Origin of the sequence: Agrobacterium tumefaciens, from assembly GCA_025560025.1 — a bacterium.
GTDB lineage: Bacteria > Pseudomonadota > Alphaproteobacteria > Rhizobiales > Rhizobiaceae > Agrobacterium.
In genome coordinates, this window is record CP048486.1 from 1,813,569 (window position 1) to 1,840,290 (window position 26,722).

Genomic DNA, 26,722 nt, shown 5'->3' on the forward strand with positions numbered 1-26,722 from the left:
AACGACGAAAAGACTGACAATCGCTTGCTGAAGGAGGAGCAGTATGAAGCGGAAAATGACGGGCGGCCTTTGCCGTCTCCTGTGTGCAACGGCAATTGCCGCAACGCTTGGCGGCGTGGCGAAGGCGGGGGAGCCTTTCGACCTCAATGCCCTGATCGAGGCTGCCAAAAAGGAAAAGCCGATCACCGTCTATGACAGTACGGGCAAGATCGTGGAAATGGCGAAGAACTTCGCCGCAAAATATGGCGTGGGCGCAGAGGGCGCGAAGGTAAAGGCGTCCGCTCAGCTGGAAATGGTCATTCGCGAGGCGCGGGCCAACAATATTCAGGGTGACGTCTCGATCATCAGCGATGCGCCGGCGGCGATGGCGCAGCTTATTCCGATGGGCTTTGTCGAAAGCTGGCTGCCGCCGGATCTCGCGGGCAATATTCCGCCGGAATATCAGGATCCGCTTACCGTCGTCACCAGCGCCAATGTCTGGACTTACAATACCGAGCTTTTCGACAAATGCCCCGTTTCCAACATCTGGGAACTGACCGATCCGAAGTGGAAGGGCAAGGTGGCGATGCAGGACCCGCTCGGCAAGGCATCCTATGTCGACTGGTTCAACCAGATGGCAGCGCATGGCGATGGCGAGGTGAAGGCCGCCTATAAGGCGCTTTACGGCAAGGAGCTGGAGACCGCAGAGACAAGCGCGACGGCGGCCTGGGTGAAGGCGCTGGCCGCCAACGCGCCGCTTCTGACCGATGCCGATGCGGCGGCGGCCGAGGCCGTTGGTACGCCCGGCCAGAAAGAGCCATTCATGGGCCTCATCAGCTCGGCGAAGTTCCGCGACAATGCCGACAAGGGCATGAAACTCGGCCTCTGCAAGGAGCTGAAGCCGTGGATCGGCTGGCTTTATCCGGGCGTCGGCCTGATCACCAAGGGCACCGATAGCCCGAATGCGGCAAAGCTCTTCATTCACTACGTCATGACCGCGGAAGGCATCGCGCCACAGGCGATCGACGGCAAGATGTCCACCAATAAAGACGTGAAACTGCCCGCCGACGAGCCTTCCGGCATCGGCGCCGTGCTTGATCGCGTTCTGCCTTACAGCATGGCCACCAGCCTTGAAGACTGGGATGCACGCGAAACCTGGCAGGACTTTTGGCGCGTGAACTACAAAAAATAACGGGGGAACGACGCAGTGACTATCATGACCAAGAACCGATATGGCGGCGGGCGGCGGCGGATGGCCGCCTCCGCACTCAGCCTCATCTTCTCGCTTTCGCTTGGCGGCGCTGCCCATGCGCAGGACGCCTTCAATCTCGATGCGCTTATCGACGCTGCGAAGAAGGAAAAACCGATCACCGTCTACGCGGTGACCGGCAAGATCGTCGATACCGCGCAGGCCTTCACCGCCAAATACGGCGTGCAGGCGAGCGGCAAGAAAGTGAACGAGGCAACGCAGGTCGAGCTGATGATCCGCGAACATCGCGCCGGCAATGTCGTCGGCGATGTCAGCGTCGCAACGGATGTCGCCTCCGCCATGGGGGAACTTCTGCCGGAAGGCATCGCCACCAGCTGGTCACCGCCGGATATGGAAGGTGATATTCCGCAAAAGCTGCGCGATCCGCTCGTGGTCGTCTCGGATCCGCATGTGTGGACCTATAATACCGAGAAATATGACAAATGCCCGGTCACCAATATCTGGCAGCTGACGGAGCCGCGTTGGAAGGGCAAGCTTGCCATGCTCGATCTTTTCGACAAGCCGCTTTATGCCGACTGGTTCAACCAGATCGAAACCCATCACGATGCCGATGTCGCCAGGGCCTATGAGGACCTTTACGGCAAGAAGCTGGAAACGGCTGAAAAAAGCGCGACGGCCGCCTGGGTGAAGGCCTTTGCCGAAAACGCTCCTTTGCTGTCGGATTCGAGCACGGTTGCCGATGCGGCGGGTGCTCCGGGGCAGACCGATCCCTTCTTCGTCATCACCTCGGCGGCGAAATATCGTGACAATGAGGCCAAGGGGCTGAAGCTCGGTCTTTGCAGCGGCGTAAAGCCTTTTTCCGGCTTCCTCTATCCCGGCTTCGGCCTGATTGCCGGGCAGACCAAAAGCCCGAATGCGGCAAAGCTTTTCCTGCATTACCTGATGACGCAAGAGGGCATCGCGCCACAGACGGTGGACGGCAAGATTTCCGGCAACACGAAAATCGCCCTGCCGGCGGATGAACCCTCGAAGGTCGCCGATCATCTCGACGAGCTGATGGCTTTCGATGCTGCAACGGCGGCCGACGATCTCGACAAGCGCGAAGGCTGGCAGGATTTCTGGCGTGTGAACTACAAAAAATAACGGCAGGGCGGGCGCGAGCCTGCCTTGTCTTTTCCTTGGGAGGGGAACGATGAGAAGAAGCAGATTTTTATCGATGACGGCGATAGCGACTGTCGTTGCAGGCTTATCCGCAATGAGTGCCACGGCCGAAGAAACCTTCGATCTCGATGCGATCTTGGCGGCCGCGAAGCAGGAAAAGCCGATCAATATCTACGACAGCACCGGCAAGATCGTGGAAATGGCGGACAAGTTCAGCGCCAAATACGGGCTGAAGGCGACAGGCGTGAAGGTTTCCGCCAACAGTCAGCTGGAAATGATCATCCGCGAGAGCCAGTCCGGCAACGTGCAGGGCGATGTGGTGCTGATCACCGATGCGCCATCGGCGCTCGCGCAGCTTCTGCCGGCGGGTTTTGTCGAGAATTATCTGCCGGGCGACATGGTGGCGAAGATCCCGGCGCAGTTCCAGAACCCGCTGGCAATTTCCACCAACGCCAATGTCTGGGCCTATAATACGGAAGCCTATGACAAATGCCCGGTGAGCAACATCTGGGAACTGACCGAGCCGAAATGGAAAGGCAAGGTCGCCATGGTCGATCCCTTGAGCAAGAGCACCTATACGGACTGGTTCAACCAGCTCGAAGCCCATGGCAATGAAAAGGTGGCGGCCGCCTACAAGGCGCATTTCGGCAAGGATATCGAAAAGGACGCGGCCGCAGCCTGGATCAAGGCGCTGGCGCAGAACGGCCCGCTTGCCACCGATGGCGACGACCCCGTGGCGGAAGCCGTCGGCGCGCCCGGCCAGAAGCAACCCTTTTTTGGTCTGCTGAGTTCGGCCAAGTTCCGCGACAATGCCGACAAGGGCTACAAGCTCGGCCTCTGCACCGGTCTCGATCCTTGGGTCGGTTGGACTTACATCAAGCTTGGGCTGATCGCGTCGAAGACCAAAAGCCCGAATATGGCGAAGCTTTTCGTCCATTACGTCCTGACGGAAGAGGGCATCGCCCCGCAGATGAAGGACGGCAAGCTGCCGACTAACATCGACATCAAGATGCCGGCTGACGAGCCTTCGGGACTGATGAAGGTTGCCGACAGGCTGATGGGGTATGATTCCGCCACGGGCCTCGACGATTTCGATCGTCGCGAGGAATGGCAGGATATTTGGCGCGTCAATTACAGGAAATGATCCCGGCTGGCGCGGCCCCTGCCGCGCCGGTCCCTCCTTTGAGAACGAACAGACTGGATATGCCGATGCAAAGCCCTTCTTCAACCGAACAGAAACCTGAAAACGAGGAGGCGTTTTCCCGCTCGGTGCGGCTGATGAAAATAGCCGAGGCGGCGGCGCGTGCCGTGCGCGATCCGCTGCTGACGGCATTCCGATCGGACATGGCCGTGGACTACAAGGTCGATCTCCACGACATCGTCACCATTCACGACAAACGCGCCGAAGCCGCGATCCGCGCCGTCATTCTCGAACGGGAACCCAATTCGGCGATCATGGGCGAAGAGGGCGGCCAGATCGGCAGCGGTGATGTGCAATGGTATGTCGATCCCATCGACGGCACGGCGAATTTCGCACGCGGCCTTGCCTTCTGGTGCGTATCGATTGCCGCCGTCATTAACGGCGAGGCCGTTGCCGGCGTGGTCTATGATCCCGTGGCGGATCAGATGTTTTCCGCCGACCTTGAGGCTTCCTATCTGGACGGAGACAAGCTGCGCTCCCGCAGTGTTGCAGACGAGACCCGGGCGACTTTGATCACCGGTTATCCTGTCTCGCGAGATTTCCGGCTGGATGGGCGGGACGCGGCGCTCGCCAATTTCGGCGCTCTTGTCGAGACCTTCTCGACATTGCGCCGGCCTGGCAGCGCCGCGCTCAGCATCGCCCATGTTGCGGCGGGCTGGACGGATGCGGCTACCGGTTTCGGCGTCAATGCCTGGGATGTGGCCGCAGCCATCCTCATTCTGAAGAATGCCGGCGGAACCTATGAAGCGCTGACCCTTGGAAAGGTGGCGGAGGGATCGGCCGATTTTCTCTGCCCCGGTTATATCGCCACGGGCGAGGGGGCGAACTACCCGACATTGCAGCGGGTGGCGCGGTCCATATCCGCAAGCCGCATCGCCAGGACAGCGATCCCACAAGACCAGGCGGCTGCCAACGCCTGAACAAGCAAAGACATGACGGCGGCCATATCGGCGCCGATGGAGACATGACATGCCGCAACCGGAAAAGACCCTATCCCGAGAACAGGAAACCGGCGAGTTGCCGAAGCTCAGCCGCATCTATGAGCGGCACCCGCTTTATGGCGTTGACCTTTTCATTTCGGGCAAGGAAGGCGCCAGTGATCTCAAGCTTCTGCGTGAGAGCGGCATCACCACCGTCGTCAATTGCGCCGTCAATCTGGATTTCAATTTCGTAGAGCAGCCGCAGATCGTTTCCGATCATGAGGGCAGTGTCTATGGGCCGGGTGAAATCCGCTATTACAAGATCGGCCTGATCGATGGCGATGGAAATCCCGATACCCAGATGGTTGCGGCCCACTATATCCTACGGGCGGCGCTGGAACAGATCCTGCCCGACAAGCCGTCCTATCCCCGGCGGGAGCGCGGCAACGTGCTGATCAATTGCCGCGGCGGCCGTTCGCGATCCGTCGCCGTCGTTGCGCTTTTTCTGCATCTGACGCTGCCAGTGGAATTCCCGACGCTTGACGATGCCGTCAGCTTTGTTCGCGTGAAGCGCGAATTGCCGGAAAACGAATGGTACAAGGCGCCGAAGCCCGTGCTTGCGGATGCCGCCCGCCGTGCCGCCGGGTGGATTAGCATGATCGATGCCGCGCATTGAAGATGGCGGCGACTGCTGATTAGGTTCCGCAGGACTCATGCGTTTGGCAAAGCCGTAGCATCCGCACCCCGTCACCCCGGACTAGATCCGGGGTCCAGTGCGATCAAGTCCTTGATCGCAAAAGACTTGTTTCTCACGGCGCAGACGCGCCGTGACTGGATGCCGGGTCAAGCCCGGCATGACGGAAGAGAGATTTTCCTCGATCTGAGTTCCGGGTTCCCCCGGCTCACGCCTCATGAAGCGCATTGTTCCACGCCCGGACTTTCTCGATGTTCCTGTCGGAGCGGGAAACGATCTCGAATTCGAACCCATCTCCGGCAACACGCTCGCCGACCTCCGGAAGGCGATTGAGACGCCACAGGATGTAGCCCGCGACGGTGGAATAACGGTCGGCATCGTCCACAAGGTCGATGTCGAGAAGGTAGGATGCCCTTCTGACATCGACGGCGCCGTCGATAAGCCAGGAACCGTCTTCGGCCTTTTCCGAAATCAGCAGTTCCTCGCCTTCGTCCGGGAATTCGCCGGCGATCGCCTCGAGAATATCCGTCGGGGTGGTGATCCCCTGAAGCGTGCCATATTCATCGATGATGACGGCCATCTGCAGCGGCGATTTACGCAGCTGTTCCATGACCTGCAAGGCGGTGGCGCTCTCGTGTACGACAAGCGGCTGCCGCAGAGAGCTTTCGAGGTTCAGTCTTCCATCCCGCAGAAGATCGCGCAGCAGGTCCTTCGTGGCGGCGACGCCGAGGAAGGAATCCAGTCTGCCCTGTGCAAGCATCAGACGGGAATGGTCGAGTTCGAGCAGGCGGTTTCTCAGCGTGTCGGGATCGGCATCGACATCCAGCCAGTCTATTTCCGTCCGTGGCGTCATGATCGAAACGACAGGGCGTTCGGCAAGCGTCAGCACGCCGCGGATCATGTCTTTTTCCTCGGATTTGAACAGATCGCTTCGCGCCGCCTGTTCCGCTATCACATCGGCGGTGTCGCCGAGAGGCTGTTCGCCGACCCGGCCGCCGAGAAGCCGGAGAATGGCGTCTGAGGTCCGCTCGCGCATGTCGCCGGCGGTGATGCGTCTTTCGCGGTTGCGTCTGCCGAGCTGGTTTGCCGCCTCGATCAGCACGGAAAAGCCGATGGCCGCATAGAGATAACCCTTCGGCAGGTGGAAACCGAAACCTTCGACGATGAGGCTGAAGCCGATCATCAGGAGAAAACCAAGGCAGAGAATGACCACGGTCGGATGTTTCGACACGAATGTCATCAGCGGTTTCGATGCCGCCATCATCACGGCCATGGCCACGCAGACGGCGGTGATCATCACCCAGAGATTATTGACCATGCCGACGGCGGTGATGACGCTGTCCAGCGAGAAGACGGCATCGAGCACGACGATCTGCACGATGACCTGCCAGAAGACCGCATGGACCACCTTGCCCTGCTTCGGTTTGTGATCACCCTCCAGCCGTTCGTGCAATTCCATCGTTCCCTTGGCGAGAAGGAAAGCGCCACCGAGAATGAGGATGAGATCACGTCCGGAGAAGGAGAATTCCGCGATGGTGAAGAGCGGCCTTGTCAGCGTGACGATCCAGGAAATCGAAAACAGCAGCAGGACGCGCATGATAAGCGCCAAGGACAGGCCGATGAGTCGCGCCCTGTGGCGCTGGTGCGGAGGCAGCTTGTCGGCGAGGATCGCAATGAAGACGAGGTTGTCGATGCCGAGGACAACTTCGAGGACGATAAGGGTAACGAGGCCGATCCAGATGTTCGGATCTGCGAGGAATTCCATGGTCAGGGGCCTTTATGGGAACGGGTGCGAACGCGCAAAGCCCCGGACTGAACATCCGAGGCTGAAACCCGTTTCGTTGAGGAAAACAAGAAAGGACGAGGCTGGCTTCGCTTTACGCAAGCCAGCCTCGTTCGGTGTCGACTATCGTCGCTACTGTCGCCTTCGTCAGGCATATCGCGGAATTATCCCACTATCAGTCAATTCTTGTGCAGCCGGAACTAGCAGGTTTTCAGTGGATGGAAAAGTGTTTTTGCATGCTTCAGCCGTGTGCCGGCAGGCAATGGCAATCTTGGCGTGCAGAAATAAGGTGATATCCGGCGCAAAGATGCCATGTGCCGGGTTCTTTGCGCGATTGCCGATCATCAAGAAAAACCAGGCGGTTACCGGGTTTTTTCGCCGATATCCGAGGTCGTCCGTCGGTCAATCGCCTTGCCATCGAGAATATTCTTCAAAATGTCGAGGCGGTCGTTGATCAGCCATCCATAATAGTTTTCGACCGGCAGACGGTTTTTGGCACCCGCATCCACAGCGGTGCGCAGGCGTTCAGCGCGACGCCGGGGCTGGCCGACATTGTAGAGGGTGGCGGTAATGCCCGGATTGCCGGAAATGTCGAAGCCTTTTTCCCGATAGGCGTCGATCGCGTCCCGCAAAATGGCGGCGATGTAAATGATGCTCCGGTCGGGATCCATGACGTCGCGGTAAATATCCGCCGGTTTCTCCGCAGAAAGTTTCGGCAGGCCGCTGGTCCTGTTCACCAGGTCGGTCACCTGCAGGGCCGTCAAGGGGCTGATCTGACCAAGGCCGAAAGTCTGTCCGGCATAGAAAGGCTGGAAGAAGGCCCGCTGGAACGATATTGCCTCGTAACTGACCCCCTCGACCACCTTGCCCCGGAAATCTTCGTCCCAGACCGTGTCGCGGCAGCTCCACTGTTCGGACGTGGTGGCGAGCGCTTCGCAGGAGAGGAACTCCGGCCGCTCGAGAAACGACTTCAAAGAGACGCCCTGATAGCTGAATTTTATATCGAGTTCCGCATAGGAAATGGCCTTGATGTAATAGGTCTGCAAGCGATCCACGGCCGAAACATTGAAGGTGTGTTCGCCGACAATCGCACCAACGATGTGGATCGGGTCGATGCCGTAAGCAGCCGCGGCCTTCCGGATCTTGCCGAGCAGGGCAGGTTCGCTGTTTAAAAGATCGATCGTCTTGCGGAATTTTTCCTCATAGGTCGTGTAGAACGCCTTTGTCCTGATTGCCGAGGTCCGCGGTATTTCCGGCTGCTCGGCTGAACGGTTTCCGGCGGGCACGACGGTTATCTGTTGCGCCACCGCATGGAAAGGAAGGCAGGCCAGTGTCAGGATGACGGCGGCCGCGCGGGTGGTCTTCGCAAACAGGCTCATGCATCGGTCTCTATGGTATGAATTGCTCTTGCGGCGATGGCTCCTTCATAGGCAGGCGGTCCGCGCATGGCAAGTTTTTGCCGCTCACTTTACCGTTGCAGGCCGCATGGAACTGCCGATTGCTCCCATGTCACAGCTTGTAATCCCGCACGGTCACGACACCGAACGGATTGAATTTATACTCATCTTCCTCGTACCGGGTATCGTCCGACAATTCGAGGTTACGATCTTTCAGGGCCGTTTCGACGCCGTCGCGTGTCATCTGATCGGCGATATCGTCAATCAGCTTTGCAATCACCAGCTGCTCGGAATTGGTTGAGGGCTTCTGCTCGTCTTTTCGGGTGAAGTGCACCTGCACGTCGGGCAATCCGCCCAGATGAAAGCCGACGCTTCCCATTCCGTCCGCATCGCCGCCGATGGGACGGCGCGCGAAGGCCAGGCGGCAGGTTCTGGCGAGTGCCATCAGATCATCGGAAGCCGCTTCTCGGCGCGATTGCTCGAAGAGTTCCTTCCACCGTCGCGCACCATGGGCAACGCCGGCGCTTTCGCCTTTCACCGCGACTGCGCCGTGGTCGAGCATGTGCTGCACGAACATCAAGGCCTTTGCGGATGTCGTCACGGTTGTGTCCGCCGCCATGGATGGACCAAGCACATAAAGAACGGAACCGTGCCCGGCGACGGCATTCTCGTCAGCCTCCTGATAGGCATCCGGGTAGACACGATCCCAGCAGACATTGAAGGACCGCTCCATCCGATCGTCCGGCTCATCCTGCGAATAGTCCTCGTCGAGACTGAAATCGGCGGCAAATGTGTCCACTGCGGCGCGAGCGCTCTGCTGGAGTGCCGCCAATCCATTTTCCTCACCGAGAAAACAAAGGACATGGCGCGGCTCATATTCGGAGCGGGATTGGGCAAATGCCGGTTTCTTGCCCGATGCCCTGCCAAGAGAGGGCCTCGTCAGCACCAGACCGCCCAGAAGTGCGAGAACGCCGCGACGCCCTGAATTCATCCTATGTCCCCTTGGTTTCTGTCGGCAAGATCAAAGACGTTTTTAACGACATAAACAAGAAGAGCCATCTCGCCCCTGGCCGTCTTCACCAAAAAAGCTTTCGCCACAGCGCCCGGACGCTCCAGCCTATTTTTATCATAGCGAGATTCGGCGTTATAAAGTGCGGCCGCTTGCGCCATTTTGACCTCCGCCAGAAAACCCAGGGGAGGCGCATTTGCTCACGATCAATTCACAGGAAACAGCCGGTCTTTTGCCTTTTGACGGGCTGATCAAGGCGCTTTCCATCGCTTTCGCGGAAGGCTGCGAGATGCCGGTCCGACATCATCACACAATCGACGTGGCAAATGAGGCTGCCGCGACCCTGCTGCTGATGCCGGCGTGGCATGGTGCACAGCGGTCGTCACGTTATCTCGGGATCAAGATCGTGACTGTTTTTCCCGGAAATGCCGCCAGAAACCTGCCGGGGCTGACGTCGACCTACATGCTTTATGACGCCCAGACCGGTATCCAGCTTGCCACGTTGGACGGCAATGTCATCACCGGCCGGCGGACAGTGGCGGCATCCGCACTCGCGGCGGATTATCTGGCGCGCAGGGATGCCAAACGGCTTCTGGTGCTGGGTGCCGGCCGTGTCGCCAGCCTCATTCCGGATGCTTACCGCGCCGTCAGGCCGCTCGATCATGTTGCCGTCTGGGACATAGATCGCGGCAATGCCGAGCGACTGGCGCAGTCGATAGAGGCTTCGGGGCTTGCCGCTTCCGTGGTCGAGGATATTGAAAAGGCGGTCGTCGAGGCTGATATCGTCAGCGCCGCGACGCTCGCCACCATGCCGATCATCAAGGGGGAGTGGCTGCGTCCCGGCACCCATGTCGATCTCATTGGCGGCTTTACGCCCGGCATGCGCGAGGCGGATGACGAGGCCATTCGCCGGGCTTCTGTATTTATCGATACGGAAGAGGCGCTGCACGAGGCTGGCGATCTCGTTCAGCCGATCAAGGCCGGTCTGTTTTCGCAGGAAAACGTCAGGTCGACCCTCGCCGCGCTCTGCAGGGCAAACCGTTTCGTGCGCAGTTCCGACACGGAAATTACGCTTTATAAGGCTGTTGGAACGGCGCTTGCCGATCTTGCCGCCGCAACCATGGTTTATGAAGCTGCAGCTTCAAATGCAGAAAGGTGAGAGACATGGCCAAACGCGAAATCGTGGAAGTGCCGGTGGTTTCAGAGGCGATCCGCCGGCTCGGCGCGCCGACTTCCGCTCTTGTCCGTTCGGGTAACTTCATTGCGACCTGCGGCATGCCGCCGGTGGATATTGAGACGGGCGACATCGTCAAGGGCGATATCGCCGCCCAGACGCGGGCATCGCTTGAAGCGCTCAGGGTGACGTTGGCCGCGGCCGGAGCGACATTCGAGGACGTCATCAAGACCACCATTTATGTGACCGACGGGTCGATGATGGCGACGGTGAACGGGATATACCGCGAATATTTTGCCGGCGGCTTTCCGGCGCGCACCTCGGCGACGATCAAGCCGTGGTCGTTGCCCTTCGATATCGAGATCGAATGCCTCGCCGTCATCTGAAGCGAGGTCGATCCGGGTAGGGCGCGGCGGGCGGATCGGCTCACGCGCTCTGTGCCGCGTCGCTGCCCTAGCACTTAAAATTACTCAGCGCTTTTAAGGCTCCAGCGGCGAAAGCCCATAGACTTTCACGATATCCTCGCCTTTTTCGAGCCTGGCAATGATGCCGGGCTCTTTCGCCTGAATGACGAGCGCTTCTTTTGCCGCCGCCAGCGCGTCGCCGGGCGGCAGGATGCAGACGCCGTTTTCATCGGCCAGCACGATATCGCCATTGTTCACCACCACGCCACCGCAGACGACCGGTGTTGCTATATCGCCGCCACCACCCGGCTTTGTCGTCACCGGCGAACGGCCGCGACACCAGACCGGCAGGCCGGCGCTTCGGATCGCGCCGATATCGGTCACGTAACCGTCGAGGATGACGGCGGAGACGCCACGGGCGAGTGCCGCAGCGGTCATTACCGCGCCCCAGCAGGCATGCCTGTCGTCATTCGGTCGCTCGATGACAAGGATGTCTCCAGGCGTGGCCCGGGAAAGGGCGTGAATAAGCGCCGTTCCGTCATCTCCCGGCAGGCTGACCGTCAGCGCGGGACCGGCCGCGCGGACGCCGTCGATGACGCATTGTATCGCCGGCTCCATGAAACCTTCCGATTTGAAATGGCCGATCGTCGCCGTCTCGACGCCCAAGAGCAGTTCGAGCGCTTCGTTGATTTTGTCGGGATTTTCCATGTGTCTCTCCAAAAGAAAAGACGCCGGCGCGGGCCGGCGTCTTGTGATATGTCGATTGGGATCAGTTGGTTTTGGCCAGGTCGCGCTTCACGGTTTCGGTGAGCGCCAGCAGGGCGACGGCCGAGAGCAGGGCGGAGCCGATCATGTACCAGGCGACGGATGCGCCGCTGCCTGTCACCGAAAGCAGCCAGGTGGTGATGACGGGGGTGAGGGCGCTGCCCAGAACACCCGACAGCATATAGGCGATCGACAGTCCGGAATAACGAACCTTCGTGCCGAAGAGTTCGGCAAGGAAGGTGGCGATCGGGCCGTAATTGGCTGCAAAGGCCGTCATCATCAGCAGGTAACCGACGAGGGCACCGGCAAAGGTGGCCGTATCCATCAACCAGAACATCGGGAAGGCGACGAGCGCTTCGGCGAGAATACCGCCGAGGATAACCGGCCGGCGGCCGATCTTATCGGAAAGCAGGCCGAAGAGCGGCAGAAGGAAGATACACGCCGTGCAGGAAATCAGCACGATGATCAGCATTTCGTTGCGGGCGATGTTAAGCGCCTGGGTGCCGTAGCTCAGGCCGAAGGCGACGATGAGATTGAAGGACGAGCCGGTGGACATGGTGGCGATGCCGCCGAGAACGACTGTCTTCCAGGATTTCGAGAGCAGTTCGATGAACGGCATGCGTACCGTCGCCTCTTCCGTTTTCACCTTGGCGAAGGACGGCGTTTCGGCGGTATTGAGGCGAATATAAGCACCCACGCCCACCAGCAGAATGCTGACGAGGAATGGAATGCGCCAGCCCCAGGAAATGAGATCCTCGGGCGACATGAGGAAGCCGATGGAGAGGAAAGCGAGGTTTGCAATCAGGGTGCCGGCCGGAACGCCGATCTGCACCCACGATCCGTAAAGGCCACGCCGGTTCTGCGGTGCATGTTCGACGGCCATCAACACCGCGCCGCCCCATTCGCCGCCGAGCGCCAGACCCTGCACGACGCGTAGCGCCAGAAGCAGAATGGGAGCCCAGACGCCGATCTGGTTGTAATTGGGCAGAAGGCCGATAGCGAAAGTCGCGACACCCATCATCACGAGCGATACGAGCAGCATCGATTTGCGGCCGATCCGGTCGCCGAAGTGGCCAAAAAGCGCGGCGCCGACGATGCGGGCGAGATAGGCCGAGGCGAAGGTGCCGAACGCCAGAAGCGTGCCGACAATCGCATCGAAGCTCGGAAAGAAGACCTTGTTGAAGACCAGCGCGGAAGCGGTGGCGAAGACGAAAAGATCGTACCATTCGACGGTGGTGCCGATGACGCTTGCGACGGCAATCCGGCGAACATTGACCGGTTGTTGTTTTCCGACGGCGCCCATGAGAGCGGTTTCCCCTTGCATGAACATTCCCCTTTTATGTTGCTGTGAAGGAAAACGGGGAAACGACGAAGCGGAACCGGATGCATGCCGAGGCATGAGCCTATGGGCATCCCTTGCGGAGAAACCGTTTCTGGTCTTCTCCGTCAATTCGATACGCCGCGATGTTCCCCTGTTTTGCGCAATGATGGAAAACGGGGAGGCTCCCGACAAATAGATAATGCAGATTTCTTCCATAGAGCCGCGCTATAGACCAAATCATGGGCATGTTCCGAAATGTCGATCTCACCCACGGATTTTGAAATAGATAATGAAATCATGGTAATATCGCGGTTTCGGTTTTTGTTTGCCGGCCGGTTGCGCAGTCTCTGCCTGTCTTTTGACCGGCTGAATTTTCTTTTTTGGCGGGGAAAAATGCCATTCTTATTCTAAGTATTGAATCTATCTATTTTTGAATTTTCCGGTTTGGTCTTATCCCCTTTGCCATCATTCCACGGATTGAGAAGAGGTCGTGTGCGGGCTGCCGGCCACGCCGGGGCATTGCCGCAGCGAACCCATAACAGGGGACCGAAATGAAGAATTTGAGCAATATCCGGCCGGACATGTCACGCCTGTGGGCGACGTTGATGCGCTCCGCCGAAATCGGCGCGACTGAAAAGGGCGGCCTGAAGCGGCTTGCGCTTTCCGATGAGGACGCGGCGATGCGCCGCCAGTTCATTGACTGGTGCGAAGAGGCAGGCCTGACCATACGGATCGACGCCGTGGGCAATATCTTCGCCGAGCGCGCCGGAACCGACCCGGATGGCAAGCCTGTTCTCGTCGGCAGCCATCTCGACACCCAGGTTCACGGCGGCCGTTTCGACGGTATTCTCGGCGTGCTTGCCGGGCTGGAGCTTGTGCGCACCCTGAACGATCATGCGCTCACGACACGCCGGCCGATCACGCTTGTGAACTGGACCAATGAAGAGGGTGCCCGCTTCGAACCGCCGATGATCGGCTCGGCAGTGTTTACCGGGGCGAAGGCGGCGGAATTCGCCTATTCCCGCAAGGACCGCGACGGCCATACGCTGGGTGGTGAGCTGGAACGCATCGGCTACAGGGGCAAGGACGCCGTTTCGGCGGAGGCCTTCGATAGTCTTTTCGAGCTGCATATCGAGCAGGGGCCGAGGCTTGAAGCGGCCGAAAAGCAGCTCGGCATCGTGACCGGGGCCTTTGGTGTGCGCGGTTTCGTGGTGGAAGTGCATGGCGAAACCGGCCATGTCGGACCGACGCCGATGCCGGCGCGCAAGAACGCGCTGGTGGGTGCTGCGGAAGTGACGCTGGCGATCAACGAGATCGGCTGGGCCAATCACGAAACGGGCGGCAAGTCCACGACGATGCGCATCAGGGCGGAACCCAATCTCCTCGGCGCGCTGCCGAACTTCGTGGAAATGACCTGCGACATGCGCCACCCCGACGACGCCGTGGTCAGCACCATGTTCGCGGCCTTCAAGGCGAAGCTTCCCGAACTGGAAGACCGGTCACGCTGCAAGATCGTTGTCAAGGAAGGCTGGGAATATGGTGGTATGCATTTCGATGCCGACTGTATCGAACTCATTCGCAACGCCACCGGCGCCTTCGGTTATTCCTCGATGGACCTCCTTACCGAGGCCGGACATGACGCCATGCATGTTGCCGACTATCTGCCGACGGCGATGATCTTCACCCCGTGCGAGGGCGGTCTTTCCCACAATGAGGCGGAAAATGTCACGATCGCCGATATCGAGCCCGGCGTGAACGTGCTGGTTCAAGCTGTGCTGGAACGTGCGAACCGCGCCGACTGAGATGAAAAATCAATGGGATGGCGAAAGGTTTTCATGCCTTTTGCCATCCTTTTTTATTCGCCGCCGGTTTCCAGAAGGGCTGCTGCTGCCTGGGCGTCGAAAAGCTCGTTTTCGAAAATCGTCAGAAAGGCCCGCTCGGCACCGCCCAGTTCCATATCCGGATTACGCAGGAAATAGGCGTCTGCACCCAGGGAATCCTGAAGCAGCGGTATCTGCCAGATCTCATCTTCGGCAACGCCGCGCGCAGCGTCCACCGGCAGAATTCCGACCCCGATGCCGGCGATGATCATCCGCCGGACTTCTTCCATATGCGGGCTGGAGCCGACGGTCCATTTGCCAAGTCCGACACCGTCGCGTAGCGCGATCATCGGTTCAAGTGCGCCGCCTTCCTGGCTGCAGGTGAAGGCGACGAAGGCCTCCTGCCGCAATTCTTCCATGGTGATGTCACCACGGCCGTAAAAGGGATGCGAGGCGCCGCAATAAATCCCGAATGTTTCCCTGAGCAGGAATTTGCAATCCATTCCGGCAAGCGGTTTCGGCAGCAGGCAAATGCCGAAAGCGGCCTGTTTCTGGCCGATGGCGCGAACGATATCCTGCGTATTGGCGACATCGATGCGAATGGTGACGGACGGATGGCGCCGCCGCAGCTGGCGAAGCGCCTGATCGAGTTGCGGGAGAACGAGATTGGTGACGATCAGGACGCGGATCTGGCCCGTCAGATCATCCGCTTCCGTCGACAGTTTTTCGCCGATGCGCTCGACGCGCAGGAAGATTTCGGCGCATTCCTGGCGCAGCATTTCGCCCTGTACCGTGAGCACGAAACGGCGGCTGTCACGCTGGATCAGCTGGCACCCCAGTGTTTCCTCCAGCTTCTGCAAGGCGGCCGTGACGGAGGGCTGGCGCACGAAGAGCCGGTTGGCGGCCCGCGTAATGCTGCCCTCCTCGACGATGACCAGAAAGGTCCGCAGCAAGTTCCAGTTCAGATGCTGGATGCGGGGGGCATAACGTGACAACGACGCGTTCCTCGAATGAATTGCGGGCTGCACCTTATAGCCATTTTCTCCGGCGAAAAACGGTTGCCGGTTTTAAAAACAGCACGTTTTGCCGGCCCAATGGATTTTATTCCTCCACCGGCCCCGTCTCGCCGCCCGCCTCACGCTCCGGCGGCCGTGCGGCACGTGATGCAGCGGGATAAGCGCCCGCCATGCTGGCGAACTGGATGTCGTTTTGTGCAAAGGCGTCCTTCAGCATCGAATAGGCTTTCCGGCGCACCATCGAAGATTGGCCGCCTGCGCGCAGCATCATGCCGAAGCCGAGCGTCATGCCGTATTCACCGAATTGCTCCACGCCTTTCAGCTTGACGGTCTCGATCAGGAACGGTCCGAATTCGGGGTCTTCCTTCAGCGCCCTGCCGATTTCCTTGGTGATGGCTTTGACCTTGGCGATGTCGGTATCGAAGGCGACGGTGACCATGAATTTGTCGATCGACCAGTCACGGCTCATGTTTTCGACGGCGCCGAGCGATCCGAACGGTACGGTGAAGATCGGCCCGCGATGGTGCCGCAGTTTGACCGAGCGAATGCTGAAGGATTCGACGGTGCCGCGATAGGAGCCGCTCTGGATATATTCACCGACGCGGAAGGCGTCGTCGATCATGTAGAAGACGCCGCTGATGATGTCCTTGACCAGCGTTTGCGAACCGAAACCGATGGCGATGCCGAAAATGCCGGCGCTTGCCAGCAGCGGCCCGATATTGACGCCGAGTTCAGACAGCGCCGTCATGACCGCGACGGCGGCAATGATGATGCCGAGCATGTTGCGAAGGATCGGCAGAATGGTCAAGAGCCGGTCATCCTGCGGCTGGCCGCCCGGTTGGTCGGGTGCCGGAGCGCTCAGTTCCAGCCGCCGCGCGATCATCGATTTGATGGCGATCCAGACGAGATCGGCAAGAAGCAGGATCAGCGCCCCGTGCAGGATGCCAACGACGATCGAGGTCAGCAAAGTGCCATCGGGCAGGGAATCCGGATGGGCGCGGACGAGGAAGATCAGCCACACTATCGCGGTTCCGACGATGGCGAGCCGCATGCCGCGCTCGGCCAGAACCGGGCGAAGGTCGCTCTCTCCATAGCCGCCTATATCGGTCGCGAGTTTTCGCGCGGCGATGCCGAGCGTGGTGGCGAGGCCGGGCAGAACGAGCGCATAAAGCCCGATCCAGAACAGGACGCCGGCTCCGGCGAGCCGCAGCCCGAAGAGAATGATTAGGCCGAAGATCAGCGCGACGTCGATCGCCCTTGTGCGTTCCGAACCCAGCTCGCCGCCGGGGCGCCGCCAGATCCAGATGCCGGCGAGCAGGAACAGGAAGCCCACCATGGCGGCGGATAATAGCCCGAGCGTGTCGCGTGGGACACCGAGATTTTCCAGTGTCCGGAGCAGTGCCCAGAAAATCCCGGCAAGCGTCAGCAGCCATGTCCAGCGGACAATCCAGAAATCGCGCCGGACATTGGCCTCACGGCCGACGACCTGCCGCAGCAGCCCGGTGAAGGCAAAAAGCAGGGGCAGAATGACGCTGAGCGCAAGCCAGGGCAACAGAACGGCGCTCAGCAGGGGTGGCCACTGGATGGCAAGGAAAACGGTTACGGCGACAAGGCCATAACCGAGGACCGGAAGGAGTTTTCGCGACACGACAGTCGAGGCTTGCTTGCCGATATCCGCGCCGTTTTTGCGGGATGCCTGCATCACGATGATCCGGTTCGTGGCGATGCCGCCGGCAATGCCTGCGCCGAACAGGATCAGCATGTGCAGCAGGAAGACGAAGGAACCATAAGTGCCGATCTCGTCGCCAAGCTTTGCCACCGCGGACGTTAGTTGTGTCGATATGACGGGCAGGTCGCCCGCAATTCGGGCCAAATGTTCCCGTCGTTTGCTCGCCCACTCGTCGAGATCGCTCAACTGGCTCTGTGGCGTCAGTTGCGGCGAGGGTTCAGCCCCTCTCGCGGCAAGCTTTTGTGTGAGCAGCGCACGAACATCATCCTGTCCGAGAAGCTGCAGCAACTGGTCGACCTTCTGCTCCGTCGTCGGTTGCGGGGAGGGTGCTTGTACGGGGGGCGGCAGTTCCTGTGCGGAAAGGCCGGCGGTGCCCAGCCCGAAAAGCGTGATGACGGTGCAAGCAATCGATTTCAAAATGTAGGGAAAGGTGGTCATCGATCCGCTCCGCACCATCCAGGGAGATGCCGGGCATCGCGCGAGCGCGCCAGTTCCATCGCTTCCGCGACAGCGTCTTCGAAGGAATGCCGCAGCTCTTTGTGGTCAACCCGGCGCCGCAGGAAATCCGCCCAGAGAAATTCGCTGAAAGGCGCCTCGATCTTGGCAAAACCGCCGGCGTCGCGCACGGCGCCGGCCAGCGAGCGGAAAGGGTCGTCTTCGAGGTCCACGATCCGTTTGGGAAGATCGTTCGTGGGGCGGCGTACGCCGTCCGCATCGAAGGGATAAACGAGGCTGCGGTGGTCCATAACCGACCAGAATTCCTGCCTGCCGAGATGGGAGAGATCGGCAACGATGCTCGTCAGCACATGTTTCACCCCTTCATTGTGCAAAGCCAGGGCGAGGTGGTGATGATCGACAAGGTAAAGGCGCTGCTTGTAGCCGACAACAACGGGAACCATGTGGTGACCGAGGAAGTCGGCCCCCTTTTCCGCCTGGATGGCGGCCCATTGCCGGCGCTTGGTTTCAACCTCCCGCAGGCCGACGGTCATCTGGGTTGGCCTGAGCGAGAGGATTTCAACCGGGCTGAGATGCGGTTCAAGGTTGTTGGGCATGGCTCTCCTCTCGGCGCATGGCCGCCGTCACGGCATCATCGACGCTGAAATTGCTGCGCGCAACCAGATCGTTTCCGCCGCCGGCAAGCAGCAAATCCCGCACATGATCATGCACGCGCGCATAATAAACCACGATACCGCCGTGTTGCATCGAGGCATCGAACTCCAGAAGCGCATCCAGCGCAGTGGAATCCAGTTCGAAACTTTCCTCGAGGCTGACGATTGCGATACGCAGTTCCGGCCGGGCGGCGATGCGTTTGGTAACGGCGGCGAGGATCGGTTCCGCATTGCCGAAAAAAAGCGGCTGGGCGGGCCGCAGGATAATCATGCCGGATACATCCGTTGCATCCGGGTGGCGTTCCATGTCGACGAAGTCGTGGCTGTCACCCAGCCGGCCAAGATGCATCACATGCGGCAGGGAAAGCCGCCGGACGAAGACGGCGAAGGAAAGGGCGACGGCGACGAGCATGCCGTTCAGCACGCCGAAGGCAAGCACGCTCGCTGCGGCGGCAAGCGCCAGATAGGCATCGTTACCAAGCCGCCAGAGACGGATGATCGGTGTGGGATCGAGCGCGTGCAGAAGCGCCACGGCAATGATGGCGGCAAGAACCGCTTGCGGAATGAAGGCGAACCAGCCGGACGCGACGAGACTGAAGGCCGCAAGACCGATTGCGGCGATGGCCGAGGCGAGCCGGCTCTGCGGGCCAACCGCCTCGCTTGCCGCCCCTGCGGAAAAACCCGCGCCGACCGGCATGCCCTGCACGGCGGCGCTGGCAATATTGGCAAGTCCGAACGCTCTGAGTTCGCGATTGGAGTCGACGTTCTCGCCATGTCGCAGCGAGAAGCTGCGCACCGTGCCCCATGATTCCGCAAAGAGAATGAGGACGAGCGGCGGCGCGAAACGGGCGACATGCGCGACATCGTCGAGCGAGACCGAGAGCGGCCCGGCCCATATGCCGGCAAGATCGATGGTGCCGACGACGGCGACGCCCCGGCTCTCCAGGTTCAGCAACATCGAGACGGCAATGCCGGCCACGATGACAACGAGGCTGCCGGGAATGGCGGGACGCCTGCGCAGGAGAAGCAATAGGGCAAGGGCGGTTACGCCAATCGCGATGCTGTCAGGGTTCCAGTCCTGCGGACGGGCGAGGATTTGCAGGAGAATGGCCAGCGGCTCGCCGGTGGTCTCCTTTATCCCGAACAGGCTGGGCAATTGCTTGATCGTGATCAGAATGGCGAGGCCGAACGCAAAGCCACGCAGCACCGGGCGCGAAATCACACTCGACAGCGCACCGAGCCGCGTGACGGCGGCAAGAAGAAACAGCACGCCCACCAGAGCGACCGTAATGGCAACGAGCAGCATCTTCTGGGCGGGGGTGACGGATAATGTCGCCAGCATCGCCGCCAGAATTGCGGCGGAGGAGGATGTGGGCGAGACGACTGCAAATCGGCTCTGGCCAAAAAAGGCGTAAACGATGCAGCCCATGATGGCGGCGAGGATGGCGTGCTGGGCCGGAACACCGGCAATGCCCGAATAGGCAATGGCTTCCGGTAACATCAGGCCGGCGATCGACAGTCCCGCAATCACATCACGCCGGTTCAACGTTACGCGCATGGAAAGGCGGCCGCATTGGCGGTGATAAAGGCAAGGGAGCTTGCATCCGGTAAGACCACGATTCTCCACCATGTTCCCGCAATGGGATAGAGGTTTCACCCATTGCGGATACAAGTCAAAGTTTAAATCATGCGTCCAGACTATTTTGCCGCCTTCCGGTGCGCCTTGACGCTGTCAAACACCCGGGAGGCAATGCGTCATCCCGGCCTGGCCGTCTCAACCGCGGTACTGGTCATCCGTGACGTGTTCCATCCAGTCCACGACCTTGCCTTTTTTTGCTTCCTGAAGTGCGATATGGGTCATGGCGACATTCGCCGCCGCCCCGTGCCAATGCTTTTCGCCCGGTGCGAACCAGACGACATCACCGGGGCGGATTTCCTCGACAGGGCCACCCTCTCGCTGCGCCCTGCCGAGCCCTGACATCACGATCAGCGTCTGGCCGAGCGGATGCGTGTGCCAGGCGGTGCGGGCGCCCGGCTCGAAGGTGACCTGCGCGCCCTGCACCCTTTCTGCGTCAAAGGGGTTGAAGAGCGGATCGATGCGGACCGTACCCGTGAACCAGGCTTCAGGCCCCTTGGCCGATGCCCGTGTTCCTGCGCGCAATATTTCCATGGTCGTTCTCCTGCCTGATATCGTGCTGCGATTTGATGCGGGAATTCCCCTCTTGTCCACAGGGGAATGAAGGCTGATCTGGCGGCCAGGCTCAACGCCCTTTTCTGAAGCCGCAGTGCTGATTGTATACGGGGATCATCGCGCTTTTGTGAGTATTTCCGAGCGCCTGCACCGCTTTTTTCCACTCCTTCACGCCATCTCAACAAAAATCATTCTCGGGATTGACTCATTTATGAAACCGGTTACATTTACGCATGTAAACGGTTTCATTAGTTAAAAACCGTGCTTGGAGGAGCAAATTTCATGTTTAGACATTTGATGGCTGCTGCCGCTATGGTGCTGGCGGCGGGCACGTCGGCGCACGCCCAGGAACAGAGTTTCAAGATCGGTCTTTCCAATTCTTTCGTCGGCAGCGAATGGCGCACGCAGATGATCGAAGAGGCTCAGGCTGCCGCCAAAGCGTGGGGCGAAAAGGGCGTCAAGGTCGAAGTCATCGTTCAGAGCGGTAATGTCGATGTGCAGGGGCAGATCGGTCATATCCGCAATTTCATGAACCAGGGCGTCGATGCAATTCTCATCAACCCCGGCAGCCCGACGGCCTTCGATCCGATCTTCGCGCAGGCCAAGGCGCGCAACATTCTCGTCATCGCAACCGACGCCGAAGTGTCCTCGAAGGATGCGCTCTATGTCGGCATCGACCAGAAGGCATGGGCGGCGCAATCCGCGCAATGGCTTGCGGATGCGCTGAAGGGCAAGGGAAGCGTCGTCGCCATCAACGGCATCGCCGGCAACCCCGCCAACGAAGCCCGCGTCGCCGGTTATCGCGAAGTGTTCAAGAAATATCCTGACATCAAGGTGTTGAACGAAGCAAATGCGAGCTGGGATCAGGCGCAGGGCCAGCAGGCCATGCAGAACCTGCTCGCCACCTATCCAGACATCAGCGGTGTGTGGGTGCAGGACGGCATGGCGGACGGCGCATGGCGCGCCATCGAAGCCGCCGGCAAGACCAAGGACATTGCTGCGACCGGTGAAATCCGCAAGGACTTCATGACCCGTTGGGAAAAGGAAAAGTTCAATTCCGGCGCTTCGGTCAATCCTCCGGGCGTCATGGCCAGCGCACTCAACGTCGCTGTCCTGAAGCTGCAGGGCAAGGAATTCAAGGACGGCATTTTCGGCGGCACCTATGGTAACGCCATCTATATTCCGATCCCCTTCGTCAGCAATGACAACCTTGCCGACAATATCAAGGCCGCCGATGGCAAGCCGGGCTACTGGTCCGTCACGGCAACCGTGACGCCGGAACAGGCCGGCGAGTTCTTCAAGTAAGAGCCGTTTCGGGTCGGCGGCGAACGCCGACCCGAACCAGAATTTCGAGTGCGGACCGGGCCTTGGCCGGCCGCCTGTGACAAGCATTATTCGGGGACATGCGATGGCGAACGCTTTGGAAGCGGCCGGCATAACGAAGAATTTTGGCGCGGTGCGCGCGCTTTCCGACGGCAGGCTGACCGTGGGTCGCGGTGAAATTCACGCATTGCTGGGCGCCAATGGCTGCGGCAAGAGCACGCTCTGCAAGATCGTTGCGGGTGCTGTTGCGCCGACCAGCGGTGCGATCAGGTTTAATGGCGAAGACGTGCGCTTCAAAAGCCCGCGGGACGCCGAAAATGCCGGTATTGCGCTGTTTTATCAGGAGCTCAGCCTCGTTCCGCAGCTTTCCGTCGCCGACAATATTTTCCTCGGCCGCGAGCCGAAACGTGGCATCTTTGTCGACGGCAAGGCGCTGAAGGCCGAAGCGGCGAGACTGATCGCGCTGTTTGACGGCGTGGCTGGCGAAGGGCTGGAGCCGGATGCGATTGTCGGCAATCTGCCGCCCGATCAGCGCCAGCTCGTCGAAATCCTCAAGGTTTTCGCCCAGAATGCCAGCCTGATGATCATGGACGAGGCGACGGCGGCGCTCGATGGCCGCCAGTCCCAGCGCTTTTTTGAGATACTCCGGGCCAAGAAGGCCGACGGTGTCTCCACCATCATGATTTCCCATCGTCTCGACGAGGTTTTCGCCGTCTGCGACCGCATCACCGTGATGCGCAACGGCGCGACGATTTCCGAACTCGATACGGCGGCAACCACGCGCGAAGCCGTCGTGCATGACATGGTCGGCGATGTTCGGGCGGCTCCTGCCCGTCAGAACGGGCGTTCGGCTGCTGCGCCGAGCCTGAAGCTGACGGATGTGGCGGGTGAGGGCGTGCGCGGTGTCTCTCTGGAAGCCTATCCGGGCGAAATCGTCGGTCTGGCCGGCCTGCAGGGTCAGGGCCAGTCGGCCTTGCTGAAGGGTCTTTTCGGTGCCAGCCCATTTGCGGCCGGCCAAATCCGGTTTGAGGGCCGTGAAATCACCATCGGCAAACCTTCGCAGGCGGTTCATAGCGGCTTTGCCTATGTCTCCGGCGACCGTGGCCGTGACGCTTCCCTTCAGGGCCGGTCGATCTTCGAAAATCTCGTTGCGGCGCTGATGGTGCGCGAAAAGATGCGGCTGGTCCGTCCCGCGACGCTGAAGCCGCTCGTGCAGAAGGTCGCGGATGACATGAAGACGAAGTTTGCCGGCCTCGATATGCCGATAGGCACGCTTTCGGGCGGCAACCAGCAAAAGATCTTCATCTCCCGCTGGCTCGCCACCGCGCCGAAACTGCTGCTGCTCGACGATCCGACCAAGGGCATCGATCTTGGCGCGAAGGCCGATCTCTTCGCCCTGATGCGCCAGCAGGCCGATGCCGGCGCGACCATCCTTCTTTATTCCTCGGAGGATGCGGAAATCCTCGAATATGCCGACCGCATTCTTGTGTTCAACGGTGGACGCATTTCTGCGGAACTGACCGGAGCCGACATGACATCCGTAAATATGACCCGCGCCGCCTATGGAGATGCCGCATGAGCGCCTCCGGTTTTCTGCGTAGGCAGCCATGGGTCATCACCCTCGTCGTACTGGCGCTTCTCATCGCCGTGAACACGTTTCTGCAGCCCTCCTTCGTTCAGCCCTCCGTGCTGCAATCGAACCTGACGACGTTTCTGCCGCTGATTCTGGTGGCCATCGGCCAGACCTATGTCATTCTGGCGGGCGATATCGATCTGTCGGTCGGCAGCATCGTGGCGCTCGCCAATGTCGTCACCGTCAGCGTTATTGCCGCACTCGGCGGCACGACAGGCGCCGTCTTCACCGGCATGGCGGCGGGTGCGGCTGTTGGGCTGCTCTGCGGACTGGTCAATGGCCTCTTCATCTCCGGCCTGCGCTTCCAGCCGATCGTCACCACCTTTGCAACCGGCATCATCTTCGCCGGGCTGGCGATCTGGGTGCTACCACAGGCGGGTCTTCCGGTGCCGGAAGCCTATTGGCAGACCTATTCCGGTAGCTTCATCGGTTTGCCCTTCGTGCTGTGGGTGCTGCTGGCGGGCATCGCCTTCACACTGATCGTGTCGCGCATTCCGTTTCATACGCACCTTCTCGCGGTGGGCGGTAATCGCACCGGGGCCTTCCAGACGGGTCTGCGCCTCTCGGGCATCCGCATCGGCGCATATATGATCTCCGGTCTGTTCTCGGCGCTGGCGGCGCTGTGCCTGACGGGGGAGACGGCCTCGGGCGACCCGCTGCTGGGTGCAAGTCTGGCGCTGTCCTCAATCTCGGCCGTGGTTCTGGGCGGCACCGCACTTTCGGGCGGTTTCGGCAGCTCGACAGGGTCGATTGCCGGCGCGCTGGTGCTCGGCATGATCGGTAATGTGATTTTCTTTGCGGGGCTGCCTTTCGAGTACCAGACACTGGTGCAGGGTTTGATCGTGCTGACGGCGCTGGCCGGCGGTGTTCTGGTGACGAGGCGTTGATATGACCAATCCCGGCTTGCAACTCAAAACCCTCCTTACCGATCCCCTGACCATCGCCATTGGCGCATCGGTCTTCCTGCTGCTGGTCGGCGAATTGCTGTCGCCCGGCTTCGCACAGGGTTCGCAGATCGTGCGGCTGCTGACGATTGCCGCCATTCTCGGCATCGTCGCGGCGGGCCAGAACCTCGTCATCCTTGGCGGGCGCGAAGGCATCGACCTTTCCGTCGGCGCGATGATCTCGCTCGGCGCCGTCCTTGCCGGCAATATGATGAACGGCCAGAATGCAGGCATTCCGCTTGCCATTCTCGTTGCGGGCGGCATCCCCTTCCTGATCGGCCTCATCAACGGCCTCGGTATTACCTTCGTGCGCATTCCGCCGCTGGTCATGACGCTCGGCATGACCGCGGTTATTCAGGGTGGGCTGGTCGTCTATTCGCAGGGCGTTCCATCAGGTGCGGCCGCACCCCTGCTGGCGGGCTTCATCAACCGGCCATTCATCTTCGGCATTCCCGGCGTGTTGTTCGTCTGGCTGGGCATCGCCGCGATCATGCTGTTTGTGCTGCGCCGCACGGCCTTCGGTTTCGCTATCTATGCCATCGGCTCGAACGAGCGGGCAGCGACGCTCACCGGATTGCCCGTCTCTTTGATCCGCACACTGCTTTACGGGCTTTCCGGCTTGTTTGCCGGGCTGACCGGGGTCTGCGTGATCGGTTACACCGGCACCTCCTTCATCTCCGTCGGCGACCAATATGTGCTTCCGTCGATCATCGCGGTCGTCATCGGCGGCACCTCGCTTGCCGGCGGTGCGGGCGGATATGTCGGAACCATGGCCGGGGCAGTTGCGCTCACCATTCTGCAAAGCGTACTGATAACGCTCAACCTCGATGTATGGGCACGGCAGATCATATTCGGTGTCACGTTGCTAGCGCTGATGCTGCTTTATGGCCGCCAAAAGCAGTTGCGTGTGTGACAGATGAGCAAAGACCAAGGTTCGAATATCAGGGAAGTGGCAGCTCTCGCGGGCGTTTCCATCGCGACCGTATCGCGGGCGCTGCAGCAACCCGACAAGGTTCGCCCGGAAACCCGCAAGAAGGTTTTCGACGCCGTCCGGCAGGCGAACTTCGTCCCCAATGCGCAGGCGGCAAGCTTCCGCCGCCAATCCAACAACACCGTCATCCTTCTCGTTCGGGATATCGGCAACCCGTTTTATCTCGAGATCTACAAGGGCGTGGAAGAAGCGGCGGGCGAAGCGGGCTTCAAGGTGCTGATGGGCGATGCCCGCAACGACGAGAACCGCGTAGCGACCCATATCGACATGGTGCGCCAGAAACATGCCGACGGCCTGATCCTGATGACCGGCCAGTTTCCCGCCGAGCTTCTCGAACAGGGCGACGCGCTGCCGCCAATTGTGATCGCGTCGGAAACGGTGCCCGGCCTCGCGCTGCCGACCGTCAAGGTGGACAACCGCGCCGCCTCCCAAAACGCCATGCGCCACCTCATCGAGGCGGGACATCAAAGGATCGTGCATCTCGCCGGTCCGGTCCCGGAAAGTCTGGCGCAGGAGCGCTTCGATGGTTATCGCGCGGCACTTGCCGAAGCAGGCATCGCTTATGCCGACGAACTTGTCGTGACGGGCGATTACAGCATCGAGGCCGGACGTCAGGCAATTGGCAGCCTTCTTGAAGGGGGTATTGCCTTCACCGCAATCTTCGCCTCGAGCGACCAGATGGCGATTGGTGCGATCAGCGAGTTGCGCGCGCGCGGCGTTTCGGTTCCGGCCGATGTCTCCGTCATCGGCTTCGACGACATCATTTTCGCAAATGCCTTCGAACCGCCGCTGACCACGGTGCGTCAGCCCCGCCAGGAAATGGGCCGCAGGGCCATGGCGCTGATGGTGGACCGGCTGAACGGCAAACGCACGGCCGAGACCATCGTGCTGGATACGGAACTGGTGGTGCGCGGCTCGGTCGCGCCCTGCCGCCCGCCGCATCGGTAG

Annotated in this window: 25 protein-coding genes; 13 read left to right on the plus strand and 12 right to left on the minus strand. The window is 60.4% G+C overall.

Annotation, left to right across the window (positions count from 1 at the left end; translation table 11 throughout):
* Positions 1-43 precede the first annotated feature (43 nt).
* The 5 genes from FY152_22225 to FY152_22245 all read left to right on the plus strand — a co-directional run bounded on the left by FY152_22225 (position 44) and on the right by FY152_22245 (position 5,147).
* Positions 44-1,171 carry an ABC transporter substrate-binding protein gene (locus tag FY152_22225; protein ID UXS34813.1) on the plus strand — a complete coding sequence of 376 codons (1,128 nt, stop codon included), beginning with the start codon at positions 44-46 and terminating at the stop codon, positions 1,169-1,171.
* Between the two features lie 60 nt (positions 1,172-1,231).
* Positions 1,232-2,332, plus strand: coding sequence for an ABC transporter substrate-binding protein (locus FY152_22230; protein UXS35158.1), 1,101 nt, complete (start codon positions 1,232-1,234; stop codon positions 2,330-2,332).
* Positions 2,333-2,405: 73 nt separating this feature from the next.
* Positions 2,406-3,494 carry an ABC transporter substrate-binding protein gene (locus FY152_22235; GenBank protein UXS35159.1) on the plus strand — a complete coding sequence of 363 codons (1,089 nt, stop codon included), beginning with the start codon at positions 2,406-2,408 and terminating at the stop codon, positions 3,492-3,494.
* Positions 3,495-3,553: 59 nt separating this feature from the next.
* Positions 3,554-4,471, plus strand: a complete 918-nt coding sequence (locus FY152_22240; GenBank protein UXS34814.1) for an inositol monophosphatase — start codon at positions 3,554-3,556, stop codon at positions 4,469-4,471.
* Positions 4,472-4,520: 49 nt separating this feature from the next.
* Entirely contained in the window at positions 4,521-5,147 is a 627-nt protein-coding gene (locus FY152_22245; GenBank protein ID UXS34815.1) for a dual specificity protein phosphatase family protein, read from the plus strand.
* 226 nt (positions 5,148-5,373) lie between these two features.
* Here FY152_22245 and FY152_22250 read toward each other — a convergent pair whose 3' ends face one another.
* The 5 genes from FY152_22250 to FY152_22270 all read right to left on the minus strand — a co-directional run bounded on the left by FY152_22250 (position 5,374) and on the right by FY152_22270 (position 9,515).
* Entirely contained in the window at positions 5,374-6,930 is a 1,557-nt protein-coding gene (locus tag FY152_22250) for a TerC family protein (protein ID UXS34816.1), read from the minus strand.
* 165 nt (positions 6,931-7,095) lie between these two features.
* Complete coding sequence (locus tag FY152_22255; GenBank protein ID UXS34817.1) at positions 7,096-7,293, minus strand: hypothetical protein; 198 nt, start codon at positions 7,291-7,293, stop codon at positions 7,096-7,098.
* A 17-nt stretch (positions 7,294-7,310) separates the two neighbouring features.
* Complete coding sequence (locus tag FY152_22260) at positions 7,311-8,327, minus strand: DUF1402 family protein (protein UXS34818.1); 1,017 nt, start codon at positions 8,325-8,327, stop codon at positions 7,311-7,313.
* Positions 8,328-8,457: 130 nt separating this feature from the next.
* The gene (locus FY152_22265; protein ID UXS34819.1) at positions 8,458-9,336 is read right to left on the minus strand and encodes a hypothetical protein; all 879 of its coding nucleotides are present in this window, start codon (positions 9,334-9,336) and stop codon (positions 8,458-8,460) included.
* Positions 9,333-9,515, minus strand: a complete 183-nt coding sequence (locus FY152_22270) for a hypothetical protein (GenBank protein UXS34820.1) — start codon at positions 9,513-9,515, stop codon at positions 9,333-9,335. The genes FY152_22265 and FY152_22270 overlap by 4 nt, the downstream gene beginning before the upstream one ends.
* 35 nt (positions 9,516-9,550) lie before the next feature.
* Between FY152_22270 and FY152_22275 the strand changes: the two genes are divergently transcribed.
* Positions 9,551-10,513 carry an ornithine cyclodeaminase family protein gene (locus FY152_22275; GenBank protein UXS34821.1) on the plus strand — a complete coding sequence of 321 codons (963 nt, stop codon included), beginning with the start codon at positions 9,551-9,553 and terminating at the stop codon, positions 10,511-10,513.
* A gap of 5 nt (positions 10,514-10,518) precedes the next feature.
* A complete protein-coding gene (locus FY152_22280; protein ID UXS34822.1) occupies positions 10,519-10,914 on the plus strand; it encodes a RidA family protein in 396 nt (131 codons plus the stop codon).
* A gap of 93 nt (positions 10,915-11,007) precedes the next feature.
* Here FY152_22280 and FY152_22285 read toward each other — a convergent pair whose 3' ends face one another.
* The gene (locus FY152_22285; GenBank protein UXS34823.1) at positions 11,008-11,640 is read right to left on the minus strand and encodes an RraA family protein; all 633 of its coding nucleotides are present in this window, start codon (positions 11,638-11,640) and stop codon (positions 11,008-11,010) included.
* Positions 11,641-11,701: 61 nt separating this feature from the next.
* Positions 11,702-13,027, minus strand: a complete 1,326-nt coding sequence (locus FY152_22290; GenBank protein ID UXS34824.1) for an MHS family MFS transporter — start codon at positions 13,025-13,027, stop codon at positions 11,702-11,704.
* A 542-nt stretch (positions 13,028-13,569) separates the two neighbouring features.
* On the opposite strand from FY152_22290, the gene FY152_22295 reads away from it, so the two are divergent.
* Entirely contained in the window at positions 13,570-14,820 is a 1,251-nt protein-coding gene (locus tag FY152_22295; protein ID UXS34825.1) for a Zn-dependent hydrolase, read from the plus strand.
* A gap of 53 nt (positions 14,821-14,873) precedes the next feature.
* On the opposite strand, the gene FY152_22300 is transcribed toward FY152_22295, so the two are convergent.
* The 5 genes from FY152_22300 to FY152_22320 form a co-directional block, all read right to left on the minus strand.
* Positions 14,874-15,833, minus strand: coding sequence for a LysR family transcriptional regulator (locus FY152_22300; GenBank protein ID UXS34826.1), 960 nt, complete (start codon positions 15,831-15,833; stop codon positions 14,874-14,876).
* Positions 15,834-15,939: 106 nt separating this feature from the next.
* Positions 15,940-18,021, minus strand: coding sequence for a mechanosensitive ion channel family protein (locus FY152_22305; protein UXS34827.1), 2,082 nt, complete (start codon positions 18,019-18,021; stop codon positions 15,940-15,942).
* Entirely contained in the window at positions 18,018-18,635 is a 618-nt protein-coding gene (locus FY152_22310) for a chromosome partitioning protein ParB (GenBank protein UXS34828.1), read from the minus strand. Before FY152_22310 ends, FY152_22305 begins: the two co-directional genes overlap by 4 nt.
* Positions 18,619-20,250: a SulP family inorganic anion transporter gene (locus FY152_22315; protein UXS34829.1), complete on the minus strand. Its 1,632-nt coding sequence runs from the start codon at positions 20,248-20,250 to the stop codon at positions 18,619-18,621. Before FY152_22315 ends, FY152_22310 begins: the two co-directional genes overlap by 17 nt.
* 216 nt (positions 20,251-20,466) lie before the next feature.
* On the minus strand, positions 20,467-20,862 hold the full coding sequence (locus FY152_22320; protein ID UXS34830.1) for a cupin domain-containing protein: 396 nt from the start codon (positions 20,860-20,862) through the stop codon (positions 20,467-20,469).
* A 303-nt stretch (positions 20,863-21,165) separates the two neighbouring features.
* Between FY152_22320 and FY152_22325 the strand changes: the two genes are divergently transcribed.
* The 5 genes from FY152_22325 to FY152_22345 all read left to right on the plus strand — a co-directional run bounded on the left by FY152_22325 (position 21,166) and on the right by FY152_22345 (position 26,722).
* Complete coding sequence (locus tag FY152_22325; GenBank protein ID UXS34831.1) at positions 21,166-22,188, plus strand: ABC transporter substrate-binding protein; 1,023 nt, start codon at positions 21,166-21,168, stop codon at positions 22,186-22,188.
* A gap of 103 nt (positions 22,189-22,291) precedes the next feature.
* Positions 22,292-23,785: a sugar ABC transporter ATP-binding protein gene (locus tag FY152_22330; protein ID UXS34832.1), complete on the plus strand. Its 1,494-nt coding sequence runs from the start codon at positions 22,292-22,294 to the stop codon at positions 23,783-23,785.
* On the plus strand, positions 23,782-24,726 hold the full coding sequence (locus FY152_22335) for an ABC transporter permease (protein UXS34833.1): 945 nt from the start codon (positions 23,782-23,784) through the stop codon (positions 24,724-24,726). Before FY152_22330 ends, FY152_22335 begins: the two co-directional genes overlap by 4 nt.
* A 1-nt stretch (position 24,727) precedes the next feature.
* Complete coding sequence (locus tag FY152_22340; protein ID UXS34834.1) at positions 24,728-25,696, plus strand: ABC transporter permease; 969 nt, start codon at positions 24,728-24,730, stop codon at positions 25,694-25,696.
* A gap of 3 nt (positions 25,697-25,699) precedes the next feature.
* The gene (locus FY152_22345) at positions 25,700-26,722 is read left to right on the plus strand and encodes a LacI family transcriptional regulator (protein ID UXS34835.1); all 1,023 of its coding nucleotides are present in this window, start codon (positions 25,700-25,702) and stop codon (positions 26,720-26,722) included.

Bases quoted from the DNA above. Each gene is read 5' to 3' on its own strand.
- FY152_22225 (UXS34813.1), top strand. From the start codon at position 44: ATGAAGCGGAAAATGACGGGCGGCCTTTGCCGTCTCCTGTGTGCAACG.
- FY152_22230 (UXS35158.1), top strand. From the start codon at position 1,232: ATGGCCGCCTCCGCACTCAGCCTCATCTTCTCGCTTTCGCTTGGCGGC.
- FY152_22235 (UXS35159.1), top strand. From the start codon at position 2,406: ATGACGGCGATAGCGACTGTCGTTGCAGGCTTATCCGCAATGAGTGCC.
- FY152_22240 (UXS34814.1), top strand. From the start codon at position 3,554: ATGCCGATGCAAAGCCCTTCTTCAACCGAACAGAAACCTGAAAACGAG.
- FY152_22245 (UXS34815.1), top strand. From the start codon at position 4,521: ATGCCGCAACCGGAAAAGACCCTATCCCGAGAACAGGAAACCGGCGAG.
- FY152_22250 (UXS34816.1), bottom strand. From the start codon at position 6,930: ATGGAATTCCTCGCAGATCCGAACATCTGGATCGGCCTCGTTACCCTT.
- FY152_22255 (UXS34817.1), bottom strand. From the start codon at position 7,293: ATGATCGGCAATCGCGCAAAGAACCCGGCACATGGCATCTTTGCGCCG.
- FY152_22260 (UXS34818.1), bottom strand. From the start codon at position 8,327: ATGAGCCTGTTTGCGAAGACCACCCGCGCGGCCGCCGTCATCCTGACA.
- FY152_22265 (UXS34819.1), bottom strand. From the start codon at position 9,336: ATGAATTCAGGGCGTCGCGGCGTTCTCGCACTTCTGGGCGGTCTGGTG.
- FY152_22270 (UXS34820.1), bottom strand. From the start codon at position 9,515: ATGGCGCAAGCGGCCGCACTTTATAACGCCGAATCTCGCTATGATAAA.
- FY152_22280 (UXS34822.1), top strand. From the start codon at position 10,519: ATGGCCAAACGCGAAATCGTGGAAGTGCCGGTGGTTTCAGAGGCGATC.
- FY152_22285 (UXS34823.1), bottom strand. From the start codon at position 11,640: ATGGAAAATCCCGACAAAATCAACGAAGCGCTCGAACTGCTCTTGGGC.
- FY152_22290 (UXS34824.1), bottom strand. From the start codon at position 13,027: ATGTTCATGCAAGGGGAAACCGCTCTCATGGGCGCCGTCGGAAAACAA.
- FY152_22295 (UXS34825.1), top strand. From the start codon at position 13,570: ATGAAGAATTTGAGCAATATCCGGCCGGACATGTCACGCCTGTGGGCG.
- FY152_22305 (UXS34827.1), bottom strand. From the start codon at position 18,021: ATGACCACCTTTCCCTACATTTTGAAATCGATTGCTTGCACCGTCATC.
- FY152_22310 (UXS34828.1), bottom strand. From the start codon at position 18,635: ATGCCCAACAACCTTGAACCGCATCTCAGCCCGGTTGAAATCCTCTCG.
- FY152_22315 (UXS34829.1), bottom strand. From the start codon at position 20,250: ATGCGCGTAACGTTGAACCGGCGTGATGTGATTGCGGGACTGTCGATC.
- FY152_22320 (UXS34830.1), bottom strand. From the start codon at position 20,862: ATGGAAATATTGCGCGCAGGAACACGGGCATCGGCCAAGGGGCCTGAA.
- FY152_22325 (UXS34831.1), top strand. From the start codon at position 21,166: ATGTTTAGACATTTGATGGCTGCTGCCGCTATGGTGCTGGCGGCGGGC.
- FY152_22330 (UXS34832.1), top strand. From the start codon at position 22,292: ATGGCGAACGCTTTGGAAGCGGCCGGCATAACGAAGAATTTTGGCGCG.
- FY152_22335 (UXS34833.1), top strand. From the start codon at position 23,782: ATGAGCGCCTCCGGTTTTCTGCGTAGGCAGCCATGGGTCATCACCCTC.
- FY152_22340 (UXS34834.1), top strand. From the start codon at position 24,728: ATGACCAATCCCGGCTTGCAACTCAAAACCCTCCTTACCGATCCCCTG.
- FY152_22345 (UXS34835.1), top strand. From the start codon at position 25,700: ATGAGCAAAGACCAAGGTTCGAATATCAGGGAAGTGGCAGCTCTCGCG.